Below are 19,901 nucleotides of genomic sequence, written 5' to 3' on the forward strand. Positions count from 1 at the left end.
GTCAGTCGGGCTGGCGCGGGGTCAGGGCGGCCAGCCTGCTCAGGGCCGCGCGGCGGTCGGTGGGGGTGTCGGTGCGGGTGGCCAGGCGGGCGGCGTGCGCGCGGACCAGGTCGTGCATGCGGTAGCGGCCGGGTTCGTGCTGTTGCAGCAGGTTCGCGTCCAGCAGCTCCTCCAGCCCGCCAGCCGGGTCGTCGACCTGGGTGAGCGCCGCCGCGGCCGTCGCGTCGAGGTCGGGGCCGGGGTGCAGGCCGAGCAGCCGGAACATCCGCTGCTGGCGGTGGTCCAGGTGCGCGTAGGACACGTCGAACGCCGCGGTGACGCTGCGGTCGCCCGCGGCCAGCTCGGTGAGCCGGTTGCGCTCGTCGCGCAGGCGCTCGGCCAGGTGGGCGACCGTCCAGGTGGTGCGGTGGCGCAGGCGGGCGGCGGCGACGCGGATCGCCAGGGGGAGCCGGGCGCACAGCTCGACCACCTCGGCCACCAGCGCGGGCGCCGCGGCCCGGTCGGACATCCGGTCGAACAGGGTGACCGCGTCGGCCGGGGGCAGGACCGGCAGCGACAGGGCCACCGCGTCGTCGAGCCCGGCCAGCCTGCGCCTGCTGGTGACCAGCACCAGGCAGTTCGAGCCGCCGGGCAGCAGCGGCCGGACCTGCGCCTCGCCTGCGGCGTTGTCCAGCACCAGCAGCAACCGCCGCTCGGCCACCGTCGCGCGCCACAGCGCCGCCCGCTCCTGGAACGCCGCCGGGATCCGCGGCAGCCCGATCGCGCGCAACACCCACTCCAGGGCCTCGCCGGGGTCGACCGGCGCCCGGTCGCCGGTGAACCCGTGCAGGTCGACGAACAGCTGCCCATCGGGGAAGCGCGCCGCCAGCCGGTGCGCGGCGTGCACGGCGAGCGCGGTCTTGCCCACTCCGGCCATGCCGTCGATCGCGGTGACCGCCGCGGTGGACCGCAGCAGCGCTGCCAGTTCCTCGTCGCGCCCGGTGAACGTCGCCGGGGCCGCCGGGAGCTGCGCGGGTCCGGTTGCGACAACGGGCGTAGGCGGTCCACCGGACAGGACCTCGCGTTGGGCCTGCCGCAGGGTTTCACCCGGCTCTATGCCTAACTCCTGCACCAACCGCCGCCGGGTGCGCGTGAACACCGCCAGCGCCTCGGCCCGCCTACCGGCCTTCGACAGCGCCAACATGAGCAGCCCGACCAACCGCTCGCGCACCGGGTGGTCCACCACCAGCCCGCTCAGCTCGGTGACCACCGATTCCTGCTCGCCCAGCACGATCCGCAGCTCCGCCCGGTCCTCGACCGCCTGCAACCTGGCTTCTTCCAGGTGCGACGCCGCCGCTTCCCGCACGCCGTCGACGACCCCGGTGAGCGCCGGTCCGCGCCACAGCCCCAGCGCGTCGCCCAGCAGGCGGACGGCCCTGGCGCGGTCACCGCCCGCGCGGGCCGCCCTGGCCTGGGCGACCAGGCGCTCGAACCGGCGCAGGTCGACCGACTCCGGGTCGACGCTGAGCACGTACCCGCCCTGCCGCGCCGCCAGCACCGTGGCGCCCACGTCGAGCACCGCGCGCAGCCGCGACATCCGCCGCCGCACCGCGCCGCGCGCGTCGCGCCGCTCGCTGGCGGTGAGCTGGTCGACGAAGTACTCCAGCGGCACCACCCGGTTCACGTTGACCAGCAGCACCGCCAGCGAGCTGCGCTGCACGGACCCGCCGATGGCCAGCCGCCCGCCCGCGCGCCACGCCTCGACCGGCCCCAGTACGCGAAAGTCCATCACAAATCCCCCCAGGAGCGTGACGAGTCGAAAGTCTAGAACACCGCAACGCCGCGACGGTCCGATAAATGTCCTCCCGTTGTCCACACTTCGCCCTAGCGTCCTCTTCGGTCCGGTTGGTGGACCGTGTGGACCAGTTCCTGGGAGGAATATCCGGTGTCCGACGAATTCGTGGTGGTTGTCAACGACGAGGAGCAGTACTCCGTGTGGGCCGCCGGGCGCGAGCTGCCGGCCGGGTGGCGCGCGAGCGGCTTCTCCGGTCCCCGGCAGGCCTGCCTGGACCACATTGACCAGGTGTGGACCGACATGCGGCCCGCGAGCGTACGCCGGGCGGCCCAGGCATGATGTCCCGATCAGAGGGCTTTGTGTCCTCAGTAGACCTTGACATTCCACTTTCCACGGACCGGCCGGATTCAATCGCCGTCGCCGACGCGTCCGGGGCGCGGATCACATACGCGCAATTGCGCGACCGAGTAGCCCGGTTGGCCGCTTATTTGCGGGCCCGCGATATCGGTTCGGAAACGGTGGTCGCGCTCGCCATCGCGCCTTCGGCGAACACCGTCGTGGCTTTGCTCGGCGTCCTGGCCGCCGGGGCCGCCTACCTCCCGCTCGACCCCGCCGACCCGGCTGACCGCCTACAAGCGTTGATCCAGGACGCCAAGGCCCGGCTGGTCCTCACCGAGGGCACCACCACCGTCGACGGCGTCGCGTCGGTGTCGCTGGCGGCCGCGATCGAGGCCGCCCCCGAGCAGTCGCCGCAGCCTGCGTCCTACCAGCCGGACAGCCTCGCTTATGTCTGCTACACCTCGGGTTCCACCGGGCGCCCCAAGGGTGTCGGCGTGACGCGCGCCAACCTCGCCGCCTACCTGGAGCAGGTCCTGGAGGTCCTGGACCCGCGTCCCGGCGACGTGTTCAGCCTGGTGCAGCCGTTCACCTTCGACTCCGGCGGCACCATGGTGTTCCCGGCCCTCGCCGCGGGCGCGACGCTGTGGGTGGTGCCCGCCGAGCGGGCGGTCGACGCGGGCTGGCTCGCCGAGCACCTCGCCGGGGTCGACTACCTCAAGATCACCCCGTCGCACCTGGCCGCGCTCCAGGACGCCGCGACCATCCCGCTGCCGCGCAAGGCACTGCTCCTCGGCGGCGAGCCGTCCCGCTGGGCGTGGTTCACCGGGCTGGCCGGGCCCGGTCGCACGGTGATCAACCACTACGGTCCGACTGAGACCACTGTTGGCGTGGCCGCCCTGATCGGTGACACGGCCGTGATCGAACCCGGCCGCGACACCCCGCTCGGCCCGGCGATGCGCAACGCCGTCCTGCACCTGCTCGACGACAACGGCGACCCGGTGCCCGACGGTGAACCCGGCGAGATCACCATCGGCGGCCCGCAGGTCAGCCGCGGTTACCTGGGGATGCCCGGGCGCACCGCCGCCGTCTTCGTGCCCGACCCGTTCAGCGCCCGCCCCGGCGCCCGGCTCTACCGCACCGGTGACCGCGGCGCGCGGCGGCCCGACGGCACCACCGAGTTCCTCGGCCGCACCGATGCCCAGGTCAAGATCCGCGGCTTCCGGGTGGAGCCGGGCGAGGTCGCCGAGGTCCTGCGCGGCCACCCCGCCGTCACCGACGCGGTCGTCGTCCCGTGGCGCGGCGGGCTCGCCGGGTACATCCGCACCCACGAGCCGGTTGAGCCCGACGACGTGCGCGCGCACGCCGCGGCAACGCTACCCAAGTACCTCGTGCCAGATGCGATCACTGCTCTGGACGCGTTTCCCCTAACGCCTCACGGCAAGCTCGACACAGCACGCTTACCCGAACCGGTTCTGCCCACTGAAGACACCGGCCCGCGCTCTAGTACCGAAGAGGCCGTGGCTCGGCTGTTCGCGGACCTGCTTGGCCTACCGCAGGTCGGCTCCAACGACGGCTTCTTCGCCCTCGGTGGCCACTCGCTGCTCGTCGCCAAGCTCTTGTCCCGCCTGCGCGCGACGTTCGAAGTGGAGATCCCCGCGAGGCAGATCTTCGAGGCGCCAACTGTCGCCGGGATCGCCGCGCACGTCGACGCCGCCCGTACCCGCGGCGGTGCCCAACTCCCGCCGGTCGCCCGCGCGTCCCGCACCGCGCCGTTGCCCGCCTCGCATGGCCAGCAGCGCCTGTGGTTCCTCAACCAACTCGACCCGACCAGCCCGCTCTACAACACCAACCTCGGCGTCCGCGCGCTCGGCGAGCTCGACACCGCGGTGCTGCGCGAGTGCGTGCTCGACCTCGTCGCCAGGCACGAGGTGCTGCGCACCCGCCTGGTCGCGGGCCAGGACGGCCTGCACCAAGTGGTGGAGCCGAGCCCGGTGGTGCCCTTCGACCACGTCGACCTGTCCGACACACCCGAACGCGACCGCGAGGCCGAGCTCCGGCTGCTGATCGCGGCCTCGACCGAGCGCCCGTTCGACCTGACCGCCGAGGTTCCGATCCGGGTGCTGACCGTCCGGCTGGCCGACGACGAGCACCTGCTGCTGCTCACCATGCACCACGTCGCCACCGAGGGGCCGTCGATGCGCATCCTGCATCGTGAACTCGGCGACCTCTATGCCGCTCGAGTCCGGGGTGACCTGCCCGCGCTGCCCGAACCCGCCGCGCAATACGCGGACTTCGCTGTATGGCAGCGGGATCTCCTTGCCCGCGGCGCCTACGCCCGTCAGCTGGAGTTCTGGCGGGAACGTCTGGCAGGCCTACCGGCCCGCGTCGAGCTGCGCACGGATCTAGCGCGCCCCGACGAGATCAGCCCCGCCGGGGACCGGGTCCGGTTCGAGCTGTCCGCGGACCTGACCGGGCGGCTGCGCGCGCTGGCCGCCGCGGAGGGCGCGACGCTGTTCATGATCCTGCTCGCCGGGTTCCACCTGGTGCTGGCCGAGCGGACCGCGCAGCGCGACGTGGCGGTCGGCATCCCGGTCGCGTTCCGGCCCCGCCCGGAGCTGGAGGGCACGGTCGGCTTCTTCGGCAACACGCTGGTCCTGCGCACCGACGTCGACCGGGGCCTGGGGTTCCGCGCGTTGCTGCGCCAGGTCCGCGCGGTCACCCTCGACGCGATCGCGCACCGGGACCTGCCGTTCGAGGCGCTGGTCGAGGAGGTCCGGCCGCGGCGCCGGTTCGGCGACACGCCGCTGGTGAACGTGATGATGATGGTCGCCGAGGAGGAGCGGCCGCCGGTCGTGCTCGACGAGGTCACCCTGCAGGCCGAGCCGATCGACACCGGCACGGCCAAGGCGGAGCTGGTGGCGCTGTTCGAGGTGGTCGCGGGCGGGCTCACCGGTGAGCTGGAGTTCCGGACCGACCTGTTCACCACCGAGGGCATCACCCCGCTCGCGGCCCGGTTCGAGCAGGTCTTCACCGAAGTGCTGGCCGACCCGGACGCCCCGATCGCCGGGATCGTCAGCGCCGACCCGACGCTGCCGGTCCCCGCCGAGGAGGTCGAGGTGGCGGTCGACGAGGACTACGTCGCGCCCAGGACCGACCTGGAGGCCGAGCTGCGCGCGCTGTGGATCGACCTGATCGGCAACCCGGACATCGGCGTCACGGACCACTTCTTCGACGTCGGCGGCCACTCGCTGCTCGCGTCCCGGGTCGTGGCGTGGATCGGGAAGCGGTACGGGGTCACCGTCCCGCTGCGCTGGTGCTTCGACAGCCCCACGGTCGCCGACCTCGCGCTGATCGTGCTGGTGGGCCAGTTCGCCGCCGACGACGCGGCCGAGGACCTGCTCGCCCAGGTCGAGGCCGACCGATGAGCGCGCTGGAGCGGCTGGCCGCGCTCGGTCCCGAGCAGCGCGCCGCGCTCGAGCGCCGACTCCGGGCCCGGGCCGACGCCGCGCCCGTGGTGGTCGCGCCGGTGCTCGCGGAGGCGCCGCTGTCGCCGGGGCAGCGGCGGATGTGGTTCCTCGACCAGCTAGGGCCGCTGTTCCCGGCGTACGTGATCGTCTCCGCCTGGCGGGTCGAGGGCGCCGTCGACCGGGCGGCCCTGGGCGTGGCGCTCGGGATGGTGGTGGACCGGCATCCCGCGCTGCGCACCGTGTACACCGAGGTCGACGGGGAACCGCGCCAGAGCGTCCGGTCCGCGGTCGTGTCGATCACCGTGGTCGACCTGACCGGGTTGGCCAGCGAGGAGCGGCAGGCCGAGGTGCGGCGGATCTCGGACCGCGAGGCCCGGGAGCGCTTCGACCTGAGTGCGGGTCCGCTGCTGCGGGCGCACTTGCTGGTGATGGGGCCTGACGAGCACGTGCTCGTGCTTAGCGCGCACCACATCGCGTTAGACGGCTGGTCGCTCTCGCTCGTCGTGTCTGATCTGTTGACCGCCTACGCCGCCGTGGTCGCGGAGATCCCGGTCGACTGGCCTGAACTGACCGTCACCTACGCCGATTTCGCCGCCCGGCAAGTGGATGAGTCACCGTACTGGCGGGCCGCGCTCGACGGCATGCCGCAGACGTTGGCGCTGCCGACCGACCGGTCGCGTCCCGCCCAGCCCACGTACCGCGGTGGCCAGGTCACCTTCTGGTTCGACGACGACCTGACCGCGCGGCTGCACGCGGTGGCGCGCGCGGAGAAGGCGACGCTGTTCACCGTGCTGCTGGCGGGGTGGCAGGCACTGTTGTCCCGCTACACCGGGACGACCGACATCCCGGTGGGCAGCCCGGTGTCGATCCGGCCGGACGCGGACTTCGACGGTGTCGCCGGACTGTTCCTCAACACGCTGGTGCTGCGCGGCGACCTGTCCGGCGACCCGGACTTCCGCACGGTGCTGCGCCGCACGACCGACACCGTGTTCGCGGGCTTCGAGCACCGCGACCACCCGTTCGAGCGGCTCGTCGACCAGCTCGCCGACAGCCGCGACCTCGCCAGCAACCCGCTGTTCCAGGTCATGCTGGTGCTGCAGAACACCCCGGCGCCGCTCACCTCCGCGGCCGGGCTGCGGCTGGCCCAGCTCGACCTGGCCCCGCGCACCGCCAAGTTCGACCTGAACCTGCAGATCACCGAGGTCGGCGGGCGGCTGCGCGGTGAGCTGGTCTACGCGGCCGAGCTGTTCGACGCCGACCGGGTCCGCCGGATCACCGACCACTACCGCGCGCTCCTCGCGGGTGCGGTGGCGGACCTGTCCGCGCCGGTGTCCGGGCTGCCGCTGCTCACGCTGGAAGAGGAGGCGCTGATCGGTGCGTGGAACCGGACCGGGGCCGCGCTGCCGGGGGCGCGGTTGCCCGACCGGATCGCCGAGGCAGCGGCCCGGTGGCCGGACCGCCCCGCGATCAAGGCGGACGGGAAGTGGTTGACCTACCGGGAGTTCGCTGATCGCGTGGGTGAACTCGCGGCGCGTTTGGTGGAGCTGGGGGTGCGGGTCGACACGGTGGTCGGGGTGTGCCTGCCGCGCGGGCTGGACTTGGTGGTGGCGTTGCACGCTGTTCAGGCCGCTGGCGGGGCGTACTTGCCGATGGATCCGGAGTACCCCGAGGCCCGGTTGCGGTTGCTGGCGGAGGAAGCGGCACTGGTGATCACGGCTGAGGGGGTCGGTACCGCGCGGGAACCGTTGCGCGAGCCGGTTCCGACGCCGGATGACGCGCTTGCGTACGTGATCCACACATCCGGGTCGACCGGGAGACCCAAGGGCGTTGGGGTGTCCCACGGGGCGATCGCGAACCGGATCTCGTGGATGCAGGAGTACTTCCCGATCGGGGAGGGGGATCGGGTTCTGCAGAAGACGCCTGCGGGGTTTGACGTGTCGGTGTGGGAGTTCTTCTGGCCGTTCACCGTGGGTGCGGCTTTGGTGGTCGCCGAACCCGGTGGGCATCGGGACACCGGGTACCTCGCGGACCTGATCTCGCGGGAGCAGATCACGGTGCTCCACTTCGTACCGTCTATGTTGGATGCCTTTCTGGACGAACCCTCGCTTGCTACCCGTGCTTCTTCGGTGCGACGGGTGTTCGTTTCGGGGGAGGCGTTGTCGACCGATGTCGCGGCTCGGTGTCTTTCGGCGCTGCCCGCGGCTGAGTTGCACAACCTGTACGGGCCGACGGAGACAGCGGTTGACGTGACCTGGCAGGCGGTTCGGGGGCTGGACCTCCGGCACGGGGTGCCGATTGGAATGCCAGTCGCCAACACTTCGATCGAGATTCTCGACGCGTGGTCGCGGCGTGTTCCCCTTGGTGTGCCGGGGGAGTTGTGTGTTGGGGGCGTTCAGCTCGCTCGTGGGTACCTGGGGCAACCGGGTCTGACCGCTGACAAGTTCGTCCCGAATCCCTATGGGCCGTCGCGTCTCTACCGCACGGGCGATCTCGCCCGGTGGACTAGCGGTGGGGTGGAGTACTTGGGGCGGCTTGACCAGCAGGTGAAGGTGCGCGGGATGCGCGTCGAACCGGGTGAGGTCGAGGCGGCCCTGTTGGCCCTGCCGGAGATCCGTGCCGCCGCTGTCATCGCCCGCGACAACCGCTTGGTCGCGTATCTGGTGGCTGACGCCGAGGTTGACTGGGCGGCGCGGCTGAGGGAACGGTTGCCCGCTCAGCTCGTGCCGGACCTGTTTGTTAGTCTGGATTCACTTCCCTTGACAGCTAACGGGAAACTCGACAGATCCGCTCTGCCGTCGCCGCAGCCGGTGGTCCAGGTCTCCGGGGTGCTCACTGACCGCGAGAAGGTGGTGGCCGCCATCTGGGGAGATGTCCTCGGTGTGGGGGCCCTGGGGCCTGACGATGACTTCTTCGCTGTCGGCGGGGATTCGATCCGCAGCCTCAAAGTCATCTCCCGACTCCGCGCGGCGGGCTTCACGGTGTCGTTGGCGGACCTGTTCCGGGCTCGCACTGTTCGTGATCTCGCGGCGCACCTGACCGAGTCGGGCTCGCGCGAGGTTGCCGCTTTGGGCGCGTTTGACCTGCTCAGCCCGGAGGACCGCGCGCGGCTCGCCGGCAATGGAAAGGAAGGGGCGGCATGACTGAGTCCGTAGTGGACGCCTATCCGCTGGCCGCACTTCAGGCCGGGATGCTCTACCACGCCGAGTACCGCGAGGGAACCGCTGCCTACAACGACGTTCTAACGCTGACTCTCGCTGGTCGGTTCGATCGGTCGGCGTTGAGTGACACCCTGGCTGATCTGGTCGAACGGCATGCCGTGTTGCGGACCTCGTTCGACCTGACTGGGTTCTCTGAGCCGGTTCAGCTGGTACACGCCACCGCTGTTGTGCCGCTTGAGGTGCTTAATGGTGATGTGCTCGCGTGGCGGGAGCGCGAGCAGTTCCGGCCACATGATCTCGGTGCGGCGCCGCTGTTCCGGGCTACCGTGCATGTGTTGTCCGACAATGAGTTCTCGTTGTCGTTGAGCTTCCACCACGCGATCCTGGACGGGTGGAGTCTCGCGAGTCTGGTCGCCGAGTTGATCCGCCGGTACGCGGCTCGACTCGATGGGGAGGTGCTTCCGGTTGTCGCACCGGTGGACACGTTCCGCGACTTCGTGGCCGCTGAGCGGGCGGCGATCGCCGATCCCCAGGTCCAGGACTACTGGCGCGGTGTGCTCGACGGCGTCCCGCTGAGCCAGGTCCCCTCGCTGCCCGGCTACCCGACCGACGGACCCCTGGTCAGCGATCGGCACGTGATCGAGTTCTCCCCGGACCTGCAAGCCTCGATCGCGGCGGCCGCTGCCGAGCTGCGGACACCGGCGCGCACACTGCTCCTCGCGGTGCACCTGCGCGTCCTGGGCCTGCTCACCGGGTCCCCCGAGGTCGTCACCGGCATGGTCACCCACGGCCGCCCCGAAACCGAGGGCGGCGCCGAGGTCGCCGGACTGTTCCTCAATACCGTCCCCCTGCGGGTGCGCGTCGACCAACCGAGCTGGGCCACTCTTGTGTCTGAAGTGGACTCCGCGATGGTCGACCTGGTGCCGCACCGCCGGTTGCCCCTGTTCGAGATCCAACGCCTCGCCACCCGTTCCCCGGTCTTCGACACCGCCTTCGACTACCACGACTTCCACGTCTCCTCGGCCCCCTCGACGTCCTCGGTGCGCGTGCTGCGGCAAGCGCACTCCGAAACCACCGACATCCCCTTCACCGCCATCTTCGCCCGCGGCGGCGGCGAGGCCGGACTGACGTTGTCGTACCACCGGACGCGGTTCCCGGCCTCGCAGATCGAGGCCATTGGTGAGTACTACCTCGCCGCCATTGCCGAACTTGCCGCCGACACGCGGTCGGATCCGCGCCGCACCGGGCCTCTTGTGCGCCGTGACTTGCCGTCGATCGCTGCCTGGAACGGGACGGCGGTGGATGCGCCAGCTGCGGTGACGCTGCACGGGTTGGTTGCGCATTGGGCCGCTTTGACGCCGGACGCGGACGCGGTGATCGACGGTGCGCAGCGGCTTACGTTTGATGAGCTTTGGAGGCGTGTGGCTGCGCTGGCTGAACGGCTGGTCTCGATCGGTGTTGATCGGGAGGTGGTGGTCGCGGTTGGGATTGCGCGCTCTGCTGACGCGCTGGTGGCGATTCTGGCCACGCTCCAGGCCGGCGGCGCCGTGTTGCCGCTCGACATGGACCATCCGCCGCTTCGGCTGCGGGACTTGATGGCTGACGCGGGTGCCCGTGTTCTGCTCACCGCCACGTCGGCCGCTACGGCAGCCGTTGATCCGCTGCCCCTGCTTGCTGCTCTCACGGCTGCCTCGTCTGGGGCGCCTATGTCCGCGGTGACTGGGTCGGCTGCAGCCCCGCTGGCGCCCGCCTCTGCCGCCGGTGTCTTGCTGGACTCGTCTGGGTCCGTTGTAGCGGGTCCGGTCTCTGCTGCTGGTGACTCGATCGGGTCGCCTTTGCCTGCAGCGGGTGGGCACGGTTGGGACGCTGTTGGCGCGCTGGGCTCGGCCGTTGTGGGTGGAGCGGCTGAGGCCGTCCCGGCTGCGGGTGGGTCGCTCTCCGGCTCGGTTGGCTTGCCTGCGCTGGCCTCTGGTGTGAGTCGCTCGGCTTCGACCGCGTCCGAGCTATCCGTGTGGTCGAGTTCAGCCGCTGATGCCCTGCCTGTGCCCGTCCCGGCTGATCCTTCTCCTCTTCCCGCCGATCTCCCCGCACCGCTCGCCGACCTGGGCACTTTCCCCGACGGCGGTCTCTCAAGGGTCGAAGCTTCACCCGTTCCAGCGACAGAAGTTATCCACATGTCGATCTTCGGGGCGCTTTCCCAAGATCCACTGTCGGTGGAGCCCGGTAGACTGGCACCGGGGTCGCCCCCCGGAGAGGGTGGGGGCCGGGCTGGGGTCGGTGGGCGCGCGCGGGGTGGTGGCGGTAGGGCTGCCGGGGGTGTGGTGGGGGATGTCGGGGGAGTTAGGGCTGCCTTGGGTGGGGATGTGGCGGCGGTGCTGTTCACGTCGGGGTCTACGGGGCGGCCTAAGGGGGTGTTGCTGACGCATCAGGGTGTTACGCAGTTTTGTGCGTGGCATGGGAAGTACATGGGGCTTACGGGGGCGGACAGGGTTGCGCAGCGGTCGCCGCTTAGTGTGGATGGGACGTTCATTGAGTTGGCGATGGCGTTGGGGGTTGGGGCTGCTGTCGTTGTTGTGCCTACGGAGGCGGTGATTGATCCGGAGGCGTTTGAGGGGGCCTTCAAGGACATCACGGCTACGTATTTGGTGCCTAGTTTGCTTGCGCCGTTGGTTGCGGCTGGGGCGGTTGGGCGCACCGGGCTTAAGCATGTGGTTTCGGGTGGGGAGTTGTTGGCTCGAGCCGTGGTGGAGGGGTTTGGTAGTCAGACCACTGCGACGTTGCACAACATCTATGGGCCTACTGAGCTGGGGATGGCGGCTAGTCAGTGGGTGACAGACCCGGGGAACCCGGATGGGCCGGTGCCGATCGGGGGGCCTGGGCCGGGGACCGAGCTGCACATCCTGGATGACAAAGGGGAAGTGGCGCCTATAGGCACGCCAGGGGAGGTGTATGCCGGGGGGCCGCAGATCGCGCGGGGGTACTTGGGGAACCCAGGGCTGACGGCGGATCGGTTTGTGCCTAGTCCGTATGGGCCGCCTGGGGCTCGGCTCTATCGCACGGGGGACCGGGCGCGGTGGTTGCCGGGTGGGGTGTTGGAGTTCGCCGGGCGCCGGGACAACCAGGTCAAGATCAATGGGATTCGGGCGGAGTTGGGCGAGATCGAGGTCCGGCTCGCCGAGCATCCACGGGTGCTCCAGGCCGCCGTGGTGCTGCCGCCTGGGCGGGGGCTTACCGCCTATGTCGTGTGGGCGGGGGAGCAAGAAGGGGCGGTCGCTGATATTCGGGCGTTCTGCGGTGAAAGGTTACCGGCGGCGCTGGTGCCAGGGCGGTATGAGTTCCTGGACGAGATTCCGGTTCTCGCGAACGGGAAAGCGGATCGGGCGGCGTTACCCGAGGTGACCGGGGGTGGTGCCGATTTCCAGCCACCGAGGGACTTTGTGGAGTCTCGGTTGGAGGCGTTGTGGGAAGAGGTATTGGAACTCCCGGCGATCAGCATCAGGGATGACTTCTTTGCGCTGGGTGGTCACTCGTTGCGCGCGTTGCGGTTGGTCATGCGACTGCGCAAGGACTTCGGTCGCGAAGTGCCGATCGAAACCCTGATGACGCACCCGACGATCGAGCAGCTTGCGGTTTTGCTTCGTGCCCCGGGGCAAATGGCGCCCACGACACCTGTTGTGCCGCTGCGCAAACAGGGCGGCGACCCGCCGGTGTGGTTCGTGCATGCATTGGGCGGTCAGGTCTTCCGGTATCGCAAGCTTGCCGGGCTCCTGGGCGACGATCAGCCGTCGTACGGGATTCCAGCACGGGGTTTCGCGGCGGAGGACCTGCCGTTGGAGTCTGTTGCCGCGATGGTGGACGAGTACGTCGAGCGGATCCTCGCGACGACGCCGGATCAACCCGTTGTGCTTGCGGGGTTCTGCGTTGGTGGGAACCTGGCGCTCGAGGTCGCTCGGGAGTTGCGGGCTCGGGGCGTCACCGTCCCCTTGGTCGCGGTGTTCTGGTCGCAAGCGGTCGACTCGGTGTCGCCGCACTTGGCGGATGACACCAGTTTGATGCTCAGCGCGCTCGCCGGGGCGCCGATCGGGATCGACCACGAGACGCTCGCCGCGCTACCGCCGCGGGAACGGCTCGCCGCGATCGTCGAAGGGGCCGCCGCGGCGGGGGCACTCGACCCGGCGGTGACGGATCTCGACCAGGCCGAGCGCATGCTGCGGGTCTTCCGCGCGAACGCGAACGCGCTGCGCGGGTACCGGCACGCGCCCTACGACGGTGATTTCGTGCTGCTCAAGCCCGAGCAGGACGGCGACAACGCGCAGGGCCGGGCGCACGGCTGGGACGAGGTCATCACCGGCGAGCTCGACGTTGTCGCGGTGCCGGGAAGTCGTTACGACACAGCGGAAGAACCACACGTGCGGGGAACCGCGATGGCGTTTCGGGAGGTGCTCGACCGTGTCCACTCAGGTCGCTGAGCGGGGCTTGTGGCGCAACCGGGACTTCCGGTTGCTGTGGGGCGGGCAGAGCCTGTCCCTGATCGGATCGCAGATCACGCTGGTGGCCATGCCCCTGGTGGCCGTCACCCTCCTCGCGGCGTCACCGGCGCAGCTTGGGGTGCTCTCGGCGCTGGAACGGCTGCCGTTCGTGTTGATCCTGTTCGTCGGCGTCTGGGTCGACCGGGTGCGCAGGCGGCCCCTGCTGATCGCGACCGACTTCGCCCGCGGTGCGCTGCTCGCCTCGGTGCCGGTCCTGTTTCTCACCGACGGGCTGACGCTCGCCTGGTTGTGCGTCGTTGTCGTGCTCGTCGGGATCTGCCAAGTCGTGTTCGACGTCGCCGACCTCGCCTACCTCCCCTCCCTTGTGGACAAAGACCAGCTGACTGACGCGAACAGCAAGGTCCAGCTGTCGATGTCAGTCGCGCAGGTCGCCGGACCCGGCCTAGTGGCGTTGCTGCTGGGTTGGTTCTCCGCGGCCGTCGTGATCGTCATCGACACGGTGACCTACCTGGCCTCCGGCATCGCCTGCCTGCTGATCCGGCACCGCGAGACCGTTCCCGCCCGGCCCGAGGGCAAGCGCGAGCCGGTCCTGCGGGCGATCCGCGATGGCGTGCGGTTCGTGTGGGGCCAGCCGCTGCTGCGGCCAACCCTGCTGGCGACGGCGTTCTTCATGTTCTTCTGGACCGGTATCCAGACGCTCTACTACCCCTACGCCTACCGGGAATTGGGCGTGCCCGCGAGCCTGATCGCGCTGATCCTCGCTGCGGGCGCGCCCGCCGCGATGGTCGGTGCGGCGCTGGGCCCAAAGCTGGTCGACCGGATCGGGCTGGGGCGGATGTTGCTGATCTCCGGGATCTTCGGCAACGGCTCGTTCCTGCTGCTGCCACTGGCAACCACGCCGACGTGGCTCGCCGTTGTCGTGCTGGCCTTCGCGCAGTTGCTGTTCGGCGTCGGCATGCCGCTCGGGGTGATCGTCACCATGACCGTCCGCCAAGCCGTCACCCCGGATCACCTCCAGGGCCGGGTGGCCGCGACCTTCCGAGCGTTCGGGTTGGGACTGTCCCCTTTGGGTGCACTCGCTGCCGGGTTCGCCGCCGAGCCGCTCGGGATGCGTGCCACGATCGCGGTCTGCGCGGTCGGAATGCTGATACCGCTGGTGTTCCAGTTCCTCTCCCCGCTGGTGCGGCTGCGTGAGGTGCCGGAGACCGCGCAGGTGCAGGCATGACCGTGCGCGACGCCCTCGGCGAGATCTGGGCGGATCTGCTGGGCGTGGCGGAGATCGGCGCGGAAGCGGACTTCTTCGACCTGGGCGGCCACTCGGTCACCGCGACCCGGCTCACCGCCCGCGTCCGGCAGCGGTTCAACGTCAGCCTCCCGGTGCGGGCCGTGTTCGACCACCGCACCCTCTCCGAGCTGGCCGACCGGATCGACAGTTCCCCTGTCCTGCCGCCCGAACGGCGGCCGCAGCGGGCGATGTCGGACATCCAACGGCTGCAGTGGTTCGCGGAGACGCTGTCCGACGGGCACTCGCCGTACACGATCCCGCTCACCCTGCGGATCCGCGGCCGACTGGACACCGCCGCTCTCCGCCGAGCGCTGCGGGATGTGGTGGCCAGGCACGAGGTGCTGCGGACCCGGTTCCCGGAGCGCGACGGCCTCCCCGTGCCCGAGGTCGATCCGGCGGACCGGTTCGTCGTCGGGATGGTCCGCGGCAGCGCGGACAAGATCGACGGCTGGCTGCGCACCCAGGCGCGGTTGCCGTTCCGGCTCGGCGTGGAACTGCCCATCCGGGCCACGATCTGCCGCTTCGCCGCCGACGACCACGTCCTGTCCGTTGTCCTGCACCACATCGCGGGCGATGGGTGGTCCCGGCCGCTCCTGCTCGACGATCTGGCCGCCCTGTACGCCTTCCACCGCGGCCACGGGCCCGCCCCCGCACCGCCGCGCCAGTACACCGAGGTCATCCCCGACGATCCCGGGGAGGCCGACGTGCGCTGGTGGGTGGATCGGTTGCGCGGCGCCCCGAACCGCACGACCTTCGGCGGCGTCCGGCCCGCCACCCTGTCCGACGCGGGCGACAGCGTCGACCTCCCGGTCGAGGCGCTGTCCGACCGGGTGCGGGCCGCCGGTGCCACGCCCTACGCCGTGGTCATGGGCGCCCTGATCACGCTCCTGTCCTGGGCCGCGGACGAGACCGACGTCGTGGTCGCGACTTCCGTGGCGGGACGCGACAACCCGGACGCCGAGTCCGTCATCGGCTGCTTCATCAACACCGTCGCGATCCGAGTTGATGTGGCGGGCGATCCCACGGCGCGGCAGGTGTTCGAGGCGGTCGCGAGCTCCACGGTGGACGCATTGGACCACCCTGGGGTGTCTTTCGACCGCATAGTCCGGGAACTCGGCGGTGAGCGCGACCCCGCGTACCGACCGCTGTGCCAGGTCATGCTCACCATGCACAACGAACCCGGACCCCGTCCGACCCTGGCCGAGTTGGATGCCGAGTGGGTCGAGGTCGACAACGGCGGCGCTAAGTGTGACGTTTTCGTCGACCTCATCGACGACGGCGGTCCCCTGCGCGGCCAGCTCACCTACCGAACCCAGCTGTACGACAAGGCGTTCGCGACTGACCTCGCCACCCGCCTGTGCGCCCTACTCGACTTGATGGCCACCGAACCCAACACCCGGCTCTCGGCCCTACGCCGCCGCTTGGAGGACTCTGATGCCTGACCTGCTACGGCATGGCGGCACCACGCTCGCACTGTATGAAGTGGACACACTGCCGCACGTCGAAACCGCGTTGGCCCAGCACGGAGCCGTCCTGGTCCGCGGCCTCGGGATCACCTCACCCGACGGCTTCGGCTCCGTGGTGCGGACATTCGGCGAACCAGCGACCAGCTACCGGGGCGGCAACACTCCCCGAGACGTCGTCGCCAGCGGTGTCTTCACCTCCACCGAGTACCCGCCCCGCTACCCGATCTCCCAGCACAACGAACTCTCCTACGCCCAGCAGTGGCCCGATCGCCTGTTCTTCGCCTGCCTCGTGTCCGCGGAGTCCGGCGGCGCGACCCCGGTCTGCGATGGCCGGGCACTGCTGGCGGACCTCGATCCCGTTGTCCAGCAACGGTTCATCGACCTCGGCGTGGAGTACCGTCAGCACCTGCACGGCGGGTTTGGTTTCGGGAAGTCCTGGCAGGACACCTTCGAGACCGCCGACCGGGCCGTGGTCGAGCGGTTCCTCACCGCCTCCGACGCCGAGTTCAGCTGGACCGCAGACGGTGATCTCCGAGTGTCCCAGCGGCGCCCGGCTACCCGGGTCCACCCGCGCACCGGCGAGCAGGTCTGGTTCAACCAAGCCGAGCAGTGGCACGTGTCGAACCTGCCGGGCGAGGACGCCGACCTGCTGCTGGAAGCCGTTGGGGGCACGGACAACCTGCCGCACAACGCCTACTACGGCAACGGCGACGCCATCAGCGCGGCCGATCTAGCAGCGGTGCGCGAGACGACCCGGCGGCACACGCTTGCGGTGCCGTGGCAGGCGGGGGACCTGTTGATCGTGGACAACATGCTGGTCCAGCACGGCCGCGAGGCCTACACCGGCGACCGGCGCGTACTCGTGGGGATGGTCTGACATGGCAGGCATCAGCGCCCGGTTCGAGCGGTGGGCCGCCCGGACCCCGTCGGCCACCGCGGTGGTAGCGGTGGACGGGGAGTTGACCTACGCGCAGCTCGACGCCCGCGCGTCCCGGTTCGCCGCTCGGTTGACCGAAGCGGGTGTGGCGCCCGGGGATGTGGTCGCCGTGATCATGGACCGGTCGCTCGACCTGGTCGTGGCGCTGCTCGCCGTCCTCAAAGCGGGTGCCGCGTACCTGCCGCTCGACCCGGCCGACCCCGCGATCCGCCGCGCGGCCATGGTCGCCGACGTCCAACCGGTGCTCGCGGTGTGCGACGGCCCGGGACTGGCCGTGGCGACCGATCTGCCGAAGGTGAAGTGCGAGCCCGACGGTGACCCGAGTTTGGTCGGCGTGCCCGGCGTGGACGGCGACCTCGCTTACGTCATGTTCACGTCCGGGTCCACCGGGCGGCCGAAGGCGGTGGTGGTCGGTCAAGACAACGTGCTCAACCTGGTCACTTCGCCGAGCTACGTCGCGATCACCCCGGCCGACCGGGTCCTGCACTTCGCCCCGGTGGCGTTCGACGCGGCGACCTTCGAGATCTGGGCGCCGTTGCTCAACGGCGCGTGTGTCGTCATCGGCCCCACTTGGTTGTTGTCCGCTGGCGACATCGCGGACTTCATGCGGGACAACGGGATCACCATCGCTTGGTTGACCGCTGCCCTCTTCCACCGGCAGGTCGACGAGGCACCGACGGCGTTCGATGGACTGCACACCGTGATCGCGGGCGGTCAAGTGCTGTCGGTCCCACACGTGCTGGCGCTGCGGTCGAAGGTGCCGGACTGCCGGATCGTCAACGGATACGGCCCGACCGAGTGCACCACGTTCAGCACGTACCACCTCGTCGACGGCCCGGTGACGACGTCGGTCCCCATCGGCGCCGCCATCCAGGGGGCCACCGCGCACGTGCTCGACGTGCACGGCAACCCGGCCACGGAGGGGGAGCTGCATATTGGTGGCGCGGGTGTCACCCGGGGTTACTGGCGTCGCCCGGGGCTCACCGCCGAGCGCTTCGTGCCGGACCCGTCCGTGCCGGGTGGACGCCTGTACCGCACCGGGGACGTGGTCCGCGTGACCGGTGGCGTCCTGGAGTTCCTCGGCCGCGACGACGACCAGTTCAAGTTGCGCGGGCACCGGATCGAGCCCGGCGAGATCGAGAACGTGCTCGTCGCGCACCCCGGGGTCCGGCAGGCGGCGGTGGTCGTCGACCGCGCCGGGGTCGAACCGCGCCTGGTCGCGCACGTCGTCGCCTCGGGTCCGCTCAACACCCGTGAACTGCGGCGATTCGCCCTGGCCCGGCTGCCCAAGCACATGGTGCCGACCGTGTTCCTGCCGCGCGCCGAGCTGCCCATCACCCGCAACGGCAAGACCGACCGCGACGCGCTCTCTACAGTGGACCCATGACCGACACCCCGTGGGAACCCCCTCTGGCGGGTACCGAGGCCGAGCACCTCATCGGCTCCCTCGACCGCCTGCGCGCCACGTTCCGCTGGAAGGCCGACGGGCTTGACGCCGACGGCCTGTCCGCCCGGGTCGGCGCGTCCACCCTGACCATCGGCACCCTGCTGCGCCACTTGGCCGTCGTCGAGGACCACATCTTCAGCGTCCGGCTCTCCGGCACCGACTGGGACGGTGACCCGTACTGGGGATTCGGGCCCACCGACGCCACCCCGGCGGAGCACTACGCGCAGTGGGACCAGGCGGTCGAGCGGGCCCGCGGCCGCCTCACCGCCGCCCTCGCCGACGGCGGCCTCGACCAGCTCGCCCACCTCTCCGACGAGCACGGCACCCACGTCAGCCTCCGCCGCCTGGTCTGCGACCTCATCGAGGAGTACGGCAGGCACACCGGCCACGCCGACCTGATCCGCGAAGCCATCGACGGCCGCGTCGGCGAGGACCCACCCCCGGGCTGGCGACCGGAGTCCTGACGTGCTGGTCTTCCTCGACGTCGACGGCCCGCTCAACCCGTTCGCCGCCGATGAGAAGCCACCGGGGTTCGTCGAGCACCGCTTCCGGCTCCGGGGGTGGAGCCGCAAGCACCCGCTGCGGATGTGGCTCAACCCCGCGCACGGGCCCGCTCTGCTCGCGGCGGGCGACGTGCAGCTGGTCTGGGCGACCACCTGGAACCACCAGGCCAACACCCTGGTCGCCCCGGCGATCGGGCTGCCCGCGCTGCCGGTGGTCGATTGCGCGAACACCGGGCCGGGGTGGAAGTTCGACGCTGTGGCGCGTTATGCGTACGGGCGGCCGCTCGTGTGGTTTGACGACGACTTCGGGCTGTACCCGGCGGCGCGGGAGGGCTTCCTGGCGCGGCGGGAGGGGCTTGTGACGGAGTTGGTCTCGGTCGATCCGCGCACGGGGATCACGGACGCCCATCTGGCGACATTGCGGGAGTGCGTCCGGTAGCAGCGGGCTCGGCCGACGCTGGTCGGCCGAGCCCGGGAGGCTACGCGAGCTCCAACCGCAAGGCGGTGGTCATGCGGGCCACCTGTTCGCCCAAGGCATCAAGTTGACCAGCCGCCTCCTGCACGGCCGTTGGCGTGGTGGTGTTGATCGTGACCCCCAGCGGGGTCGGCCAGCCGCGGAGGGCGTGGGTTATGGAGCGGAGGGCGGTGAGGGTCGACCCGAGGGCTTGGGGGCCCGCGGCGGTGACCAGGCAGGCGACCGGTCTCGAGTCGAAGTACGGGCGGGTGTCGTCGCGGAGGTCTTCCAGGTAGTCGAGGGCGTTCTTGACCAGAGCGGAGACGCCGCCGTGGTAGCCGGGGGTGGCCAAGACGATGGCGTCGGCGGTGCGGACGGCCTCGATGAGGGCGTGGGCGGTGGGGTGGCGGGTGCTGTCGTCCGGGCGGTAGAGGGGGAGCTCAGCCAGGGCGGCGCCCCCGAAGATCGACGTGGCGAGGCCGTGGGTGGCCGCTGAGGCCAGCACCCTGGCCAGGGCGCGGTCGGTCGACGAGCCGGGGCGGGGGGTGCCGCCGATGCCGACGACGAGTGGGGTGGGCATG

At 70.6% G+C, this 19,901-nt stretch carries 12 protein-coding genes; 10 read left to right on the forward strand and 2 right to left on the reverse strand.

What is annotated here, in order from left to right; translation table 11 throughout:
• Window position 1: 1 nt before the first annotated feature.
• A complete protein-coding gene (locus tag LV75_RS02440) occupies window positions 2-1,768 on the reverse strand; it encodes an AfsR/SARP family transcriptional regulator (protein WP_253884928.1) in 1,767 nt (588 codons plus the stop codon).
• Between the two features lie 156 nt (window positions 1,769-1,924).
• On the opposite strand from LV75_RS02440, the gene LV75_RS02445 reads away from it, so the two are divergent.
• From LV75_RS02445 to LV75_RS02490, 10 genes are read left to right on the forward strand one after another with little or no spacing between them, the layout of a single operon-like run.
• Window positions 1,925-2,113, forward strand: coding sequence for an MbtH family protein (locus LV75_RS02445; RefSeq protein WP_253884929.1), 189 nt, complete (start codon window positions 1,925-1,927; stop codon window positions 2,111-2,113).
• A complete protein-coding gene (locus tag LV75_RS02450; protein WP_253884930.1) occupies window positions 2,113-5,538 on the forward strand; it encodes a non-ribosomal peptide synthetase in 3,426 nt (1,141 codons plus the stop codon). The genes LV75_RS02445 and LV75_RS02450 overlap by 1 nt, the downstream gene beginning before the upstream one ends.
• Window positions 5,535-8,720, forward strand: coding sequence for a non-ribosomal peptide synthetase (locus LV75_RS02455; protein WP_253884931.1), 3,186 nt, complete (start codon window positions 5,535-5,537; stop codon window positions 8,718-8,720). The genes LV75_RS02450 and LV75_RS02455 overlap by 4 nt, the downstream gene beginning before the upstream one ends.
• Entirely contained in the window at window positions 8,717-13,207 is a 4,491-nt protein-coding gene (locus LV75_RS02460; RefSeq protein ID WP_253884932.1) for an AMP-binding protein, read from the forward strand. The genes LV75_RS02455 and LV75_RS02460 overlap by 4 nt, the downstream gene beginning before the upstream one ends.
• Window positions 13,188-14,453, forward strand: a complete 1,266-nt coding sequence (locus LV75_RS02465) for an MFS transporter (RefSeq protein ID WP_253884933.1) — start codon at window positions 13,188-13,190, stop codon at window positions 14,451-14,453. The genes LV75_RS02460 and LV75_RS02465 overlap by 20 nt, the downstream gene beginning before the upstream one ends.
• Window positions 14,450-15,955, forward strand: a complete 1,506-nt coding sequence (locus tag LV75_RS02470; protein ID WP_253884934.1) for a condensation domain-containing protein — start codon at window positions 14,450-14,452, stop codon at window positions 15,953-15,955. The genes LV75_RS02465 and LV75_RS02470 overlap by 4 nt, the downstream gene beginning before the upstream one ends.
• Window positions 15,948-16,856: a TauD/TfdA family dioxygenase gene (locus tag LV75_RS02475; RefSeq protein ID WP_253884935.1), complete on the forward strand. Its 909-nt coding sequence runs from the start codon at window positions 15,948-15,950 to the stop codon at window positions 16,854-16,856. Before LV75_RS02470 ends, LV75_RS02475 begins: the two co-directional genes overlap by 8 nt.
• 1 nt (window position 16,857) lies before the next feature.
• On the forward strand, window positions 16,858-18,303 hold the full coding sequence (locus tag LV75_RS02480) for an amino acid adenylation domain-containing protein (RefSeq protein ID WP_253884936.1): 1,446 nt from the start codon (window positions 16,858-16,860) through the stop codon (window positions 18,301-18,303).
• Window positions 18,300-18,827 carry a mycothiol transferase gene (locus tag LV75_RS02485; RefSeq protein WP_253884937.1) on the forward strand — a complete coding sequence of 176 codons (528 nt, stop codon included), beginning with the start codon at window positions 18,300-18,302 and terminating at the stop codon, window positions 18,825-18,827. The genes LV75_RS02480 and LV75_RS02485 overlap by 4 nt, the downstream gene beginning before the upstream one ends.
• 1 nt (window position 18,828) lies before the next feature.
• Complete coding sequence (locus LV75_RS02490) at window positions 18,829-19,305, forward strand: HAD domain-containing protein (RefSeq protein WP_253884938.1); 477 nt, start codon at window positions 18,829-18,831, stop codon at window positions 19,303-19,305.
• Between the two features lie 40 nt (window positions 19,306-19,345).
• Here the strand turns inward: LV75_RS02490 and LV75_RS02495 are convergent, their stop codons facing one another.
• Window positions 19,346-19,900, reverse strand: a complete 555-nt coding sequence (locus LV75_RS02495) for an NADPH-dependent FMN reductase (RefSeq protein ID WP_253884939.1) — start codon at window positions 19,898-19,900, stop codon at window positions 19,346-19,348.
• Between the last annotated feature and the right edge of the window lies 1 nt (window position 19,901).

Source organism: Actinokineospora diospyrosa, from assembly GCF_024171925.1.
Lineage (GTDB): Bacteria > Actinomycetota > Actinomycetes > Mycobacteriales > Pseudonocardiaceae > Actinokineospora > Actinokineospora diospyrosa.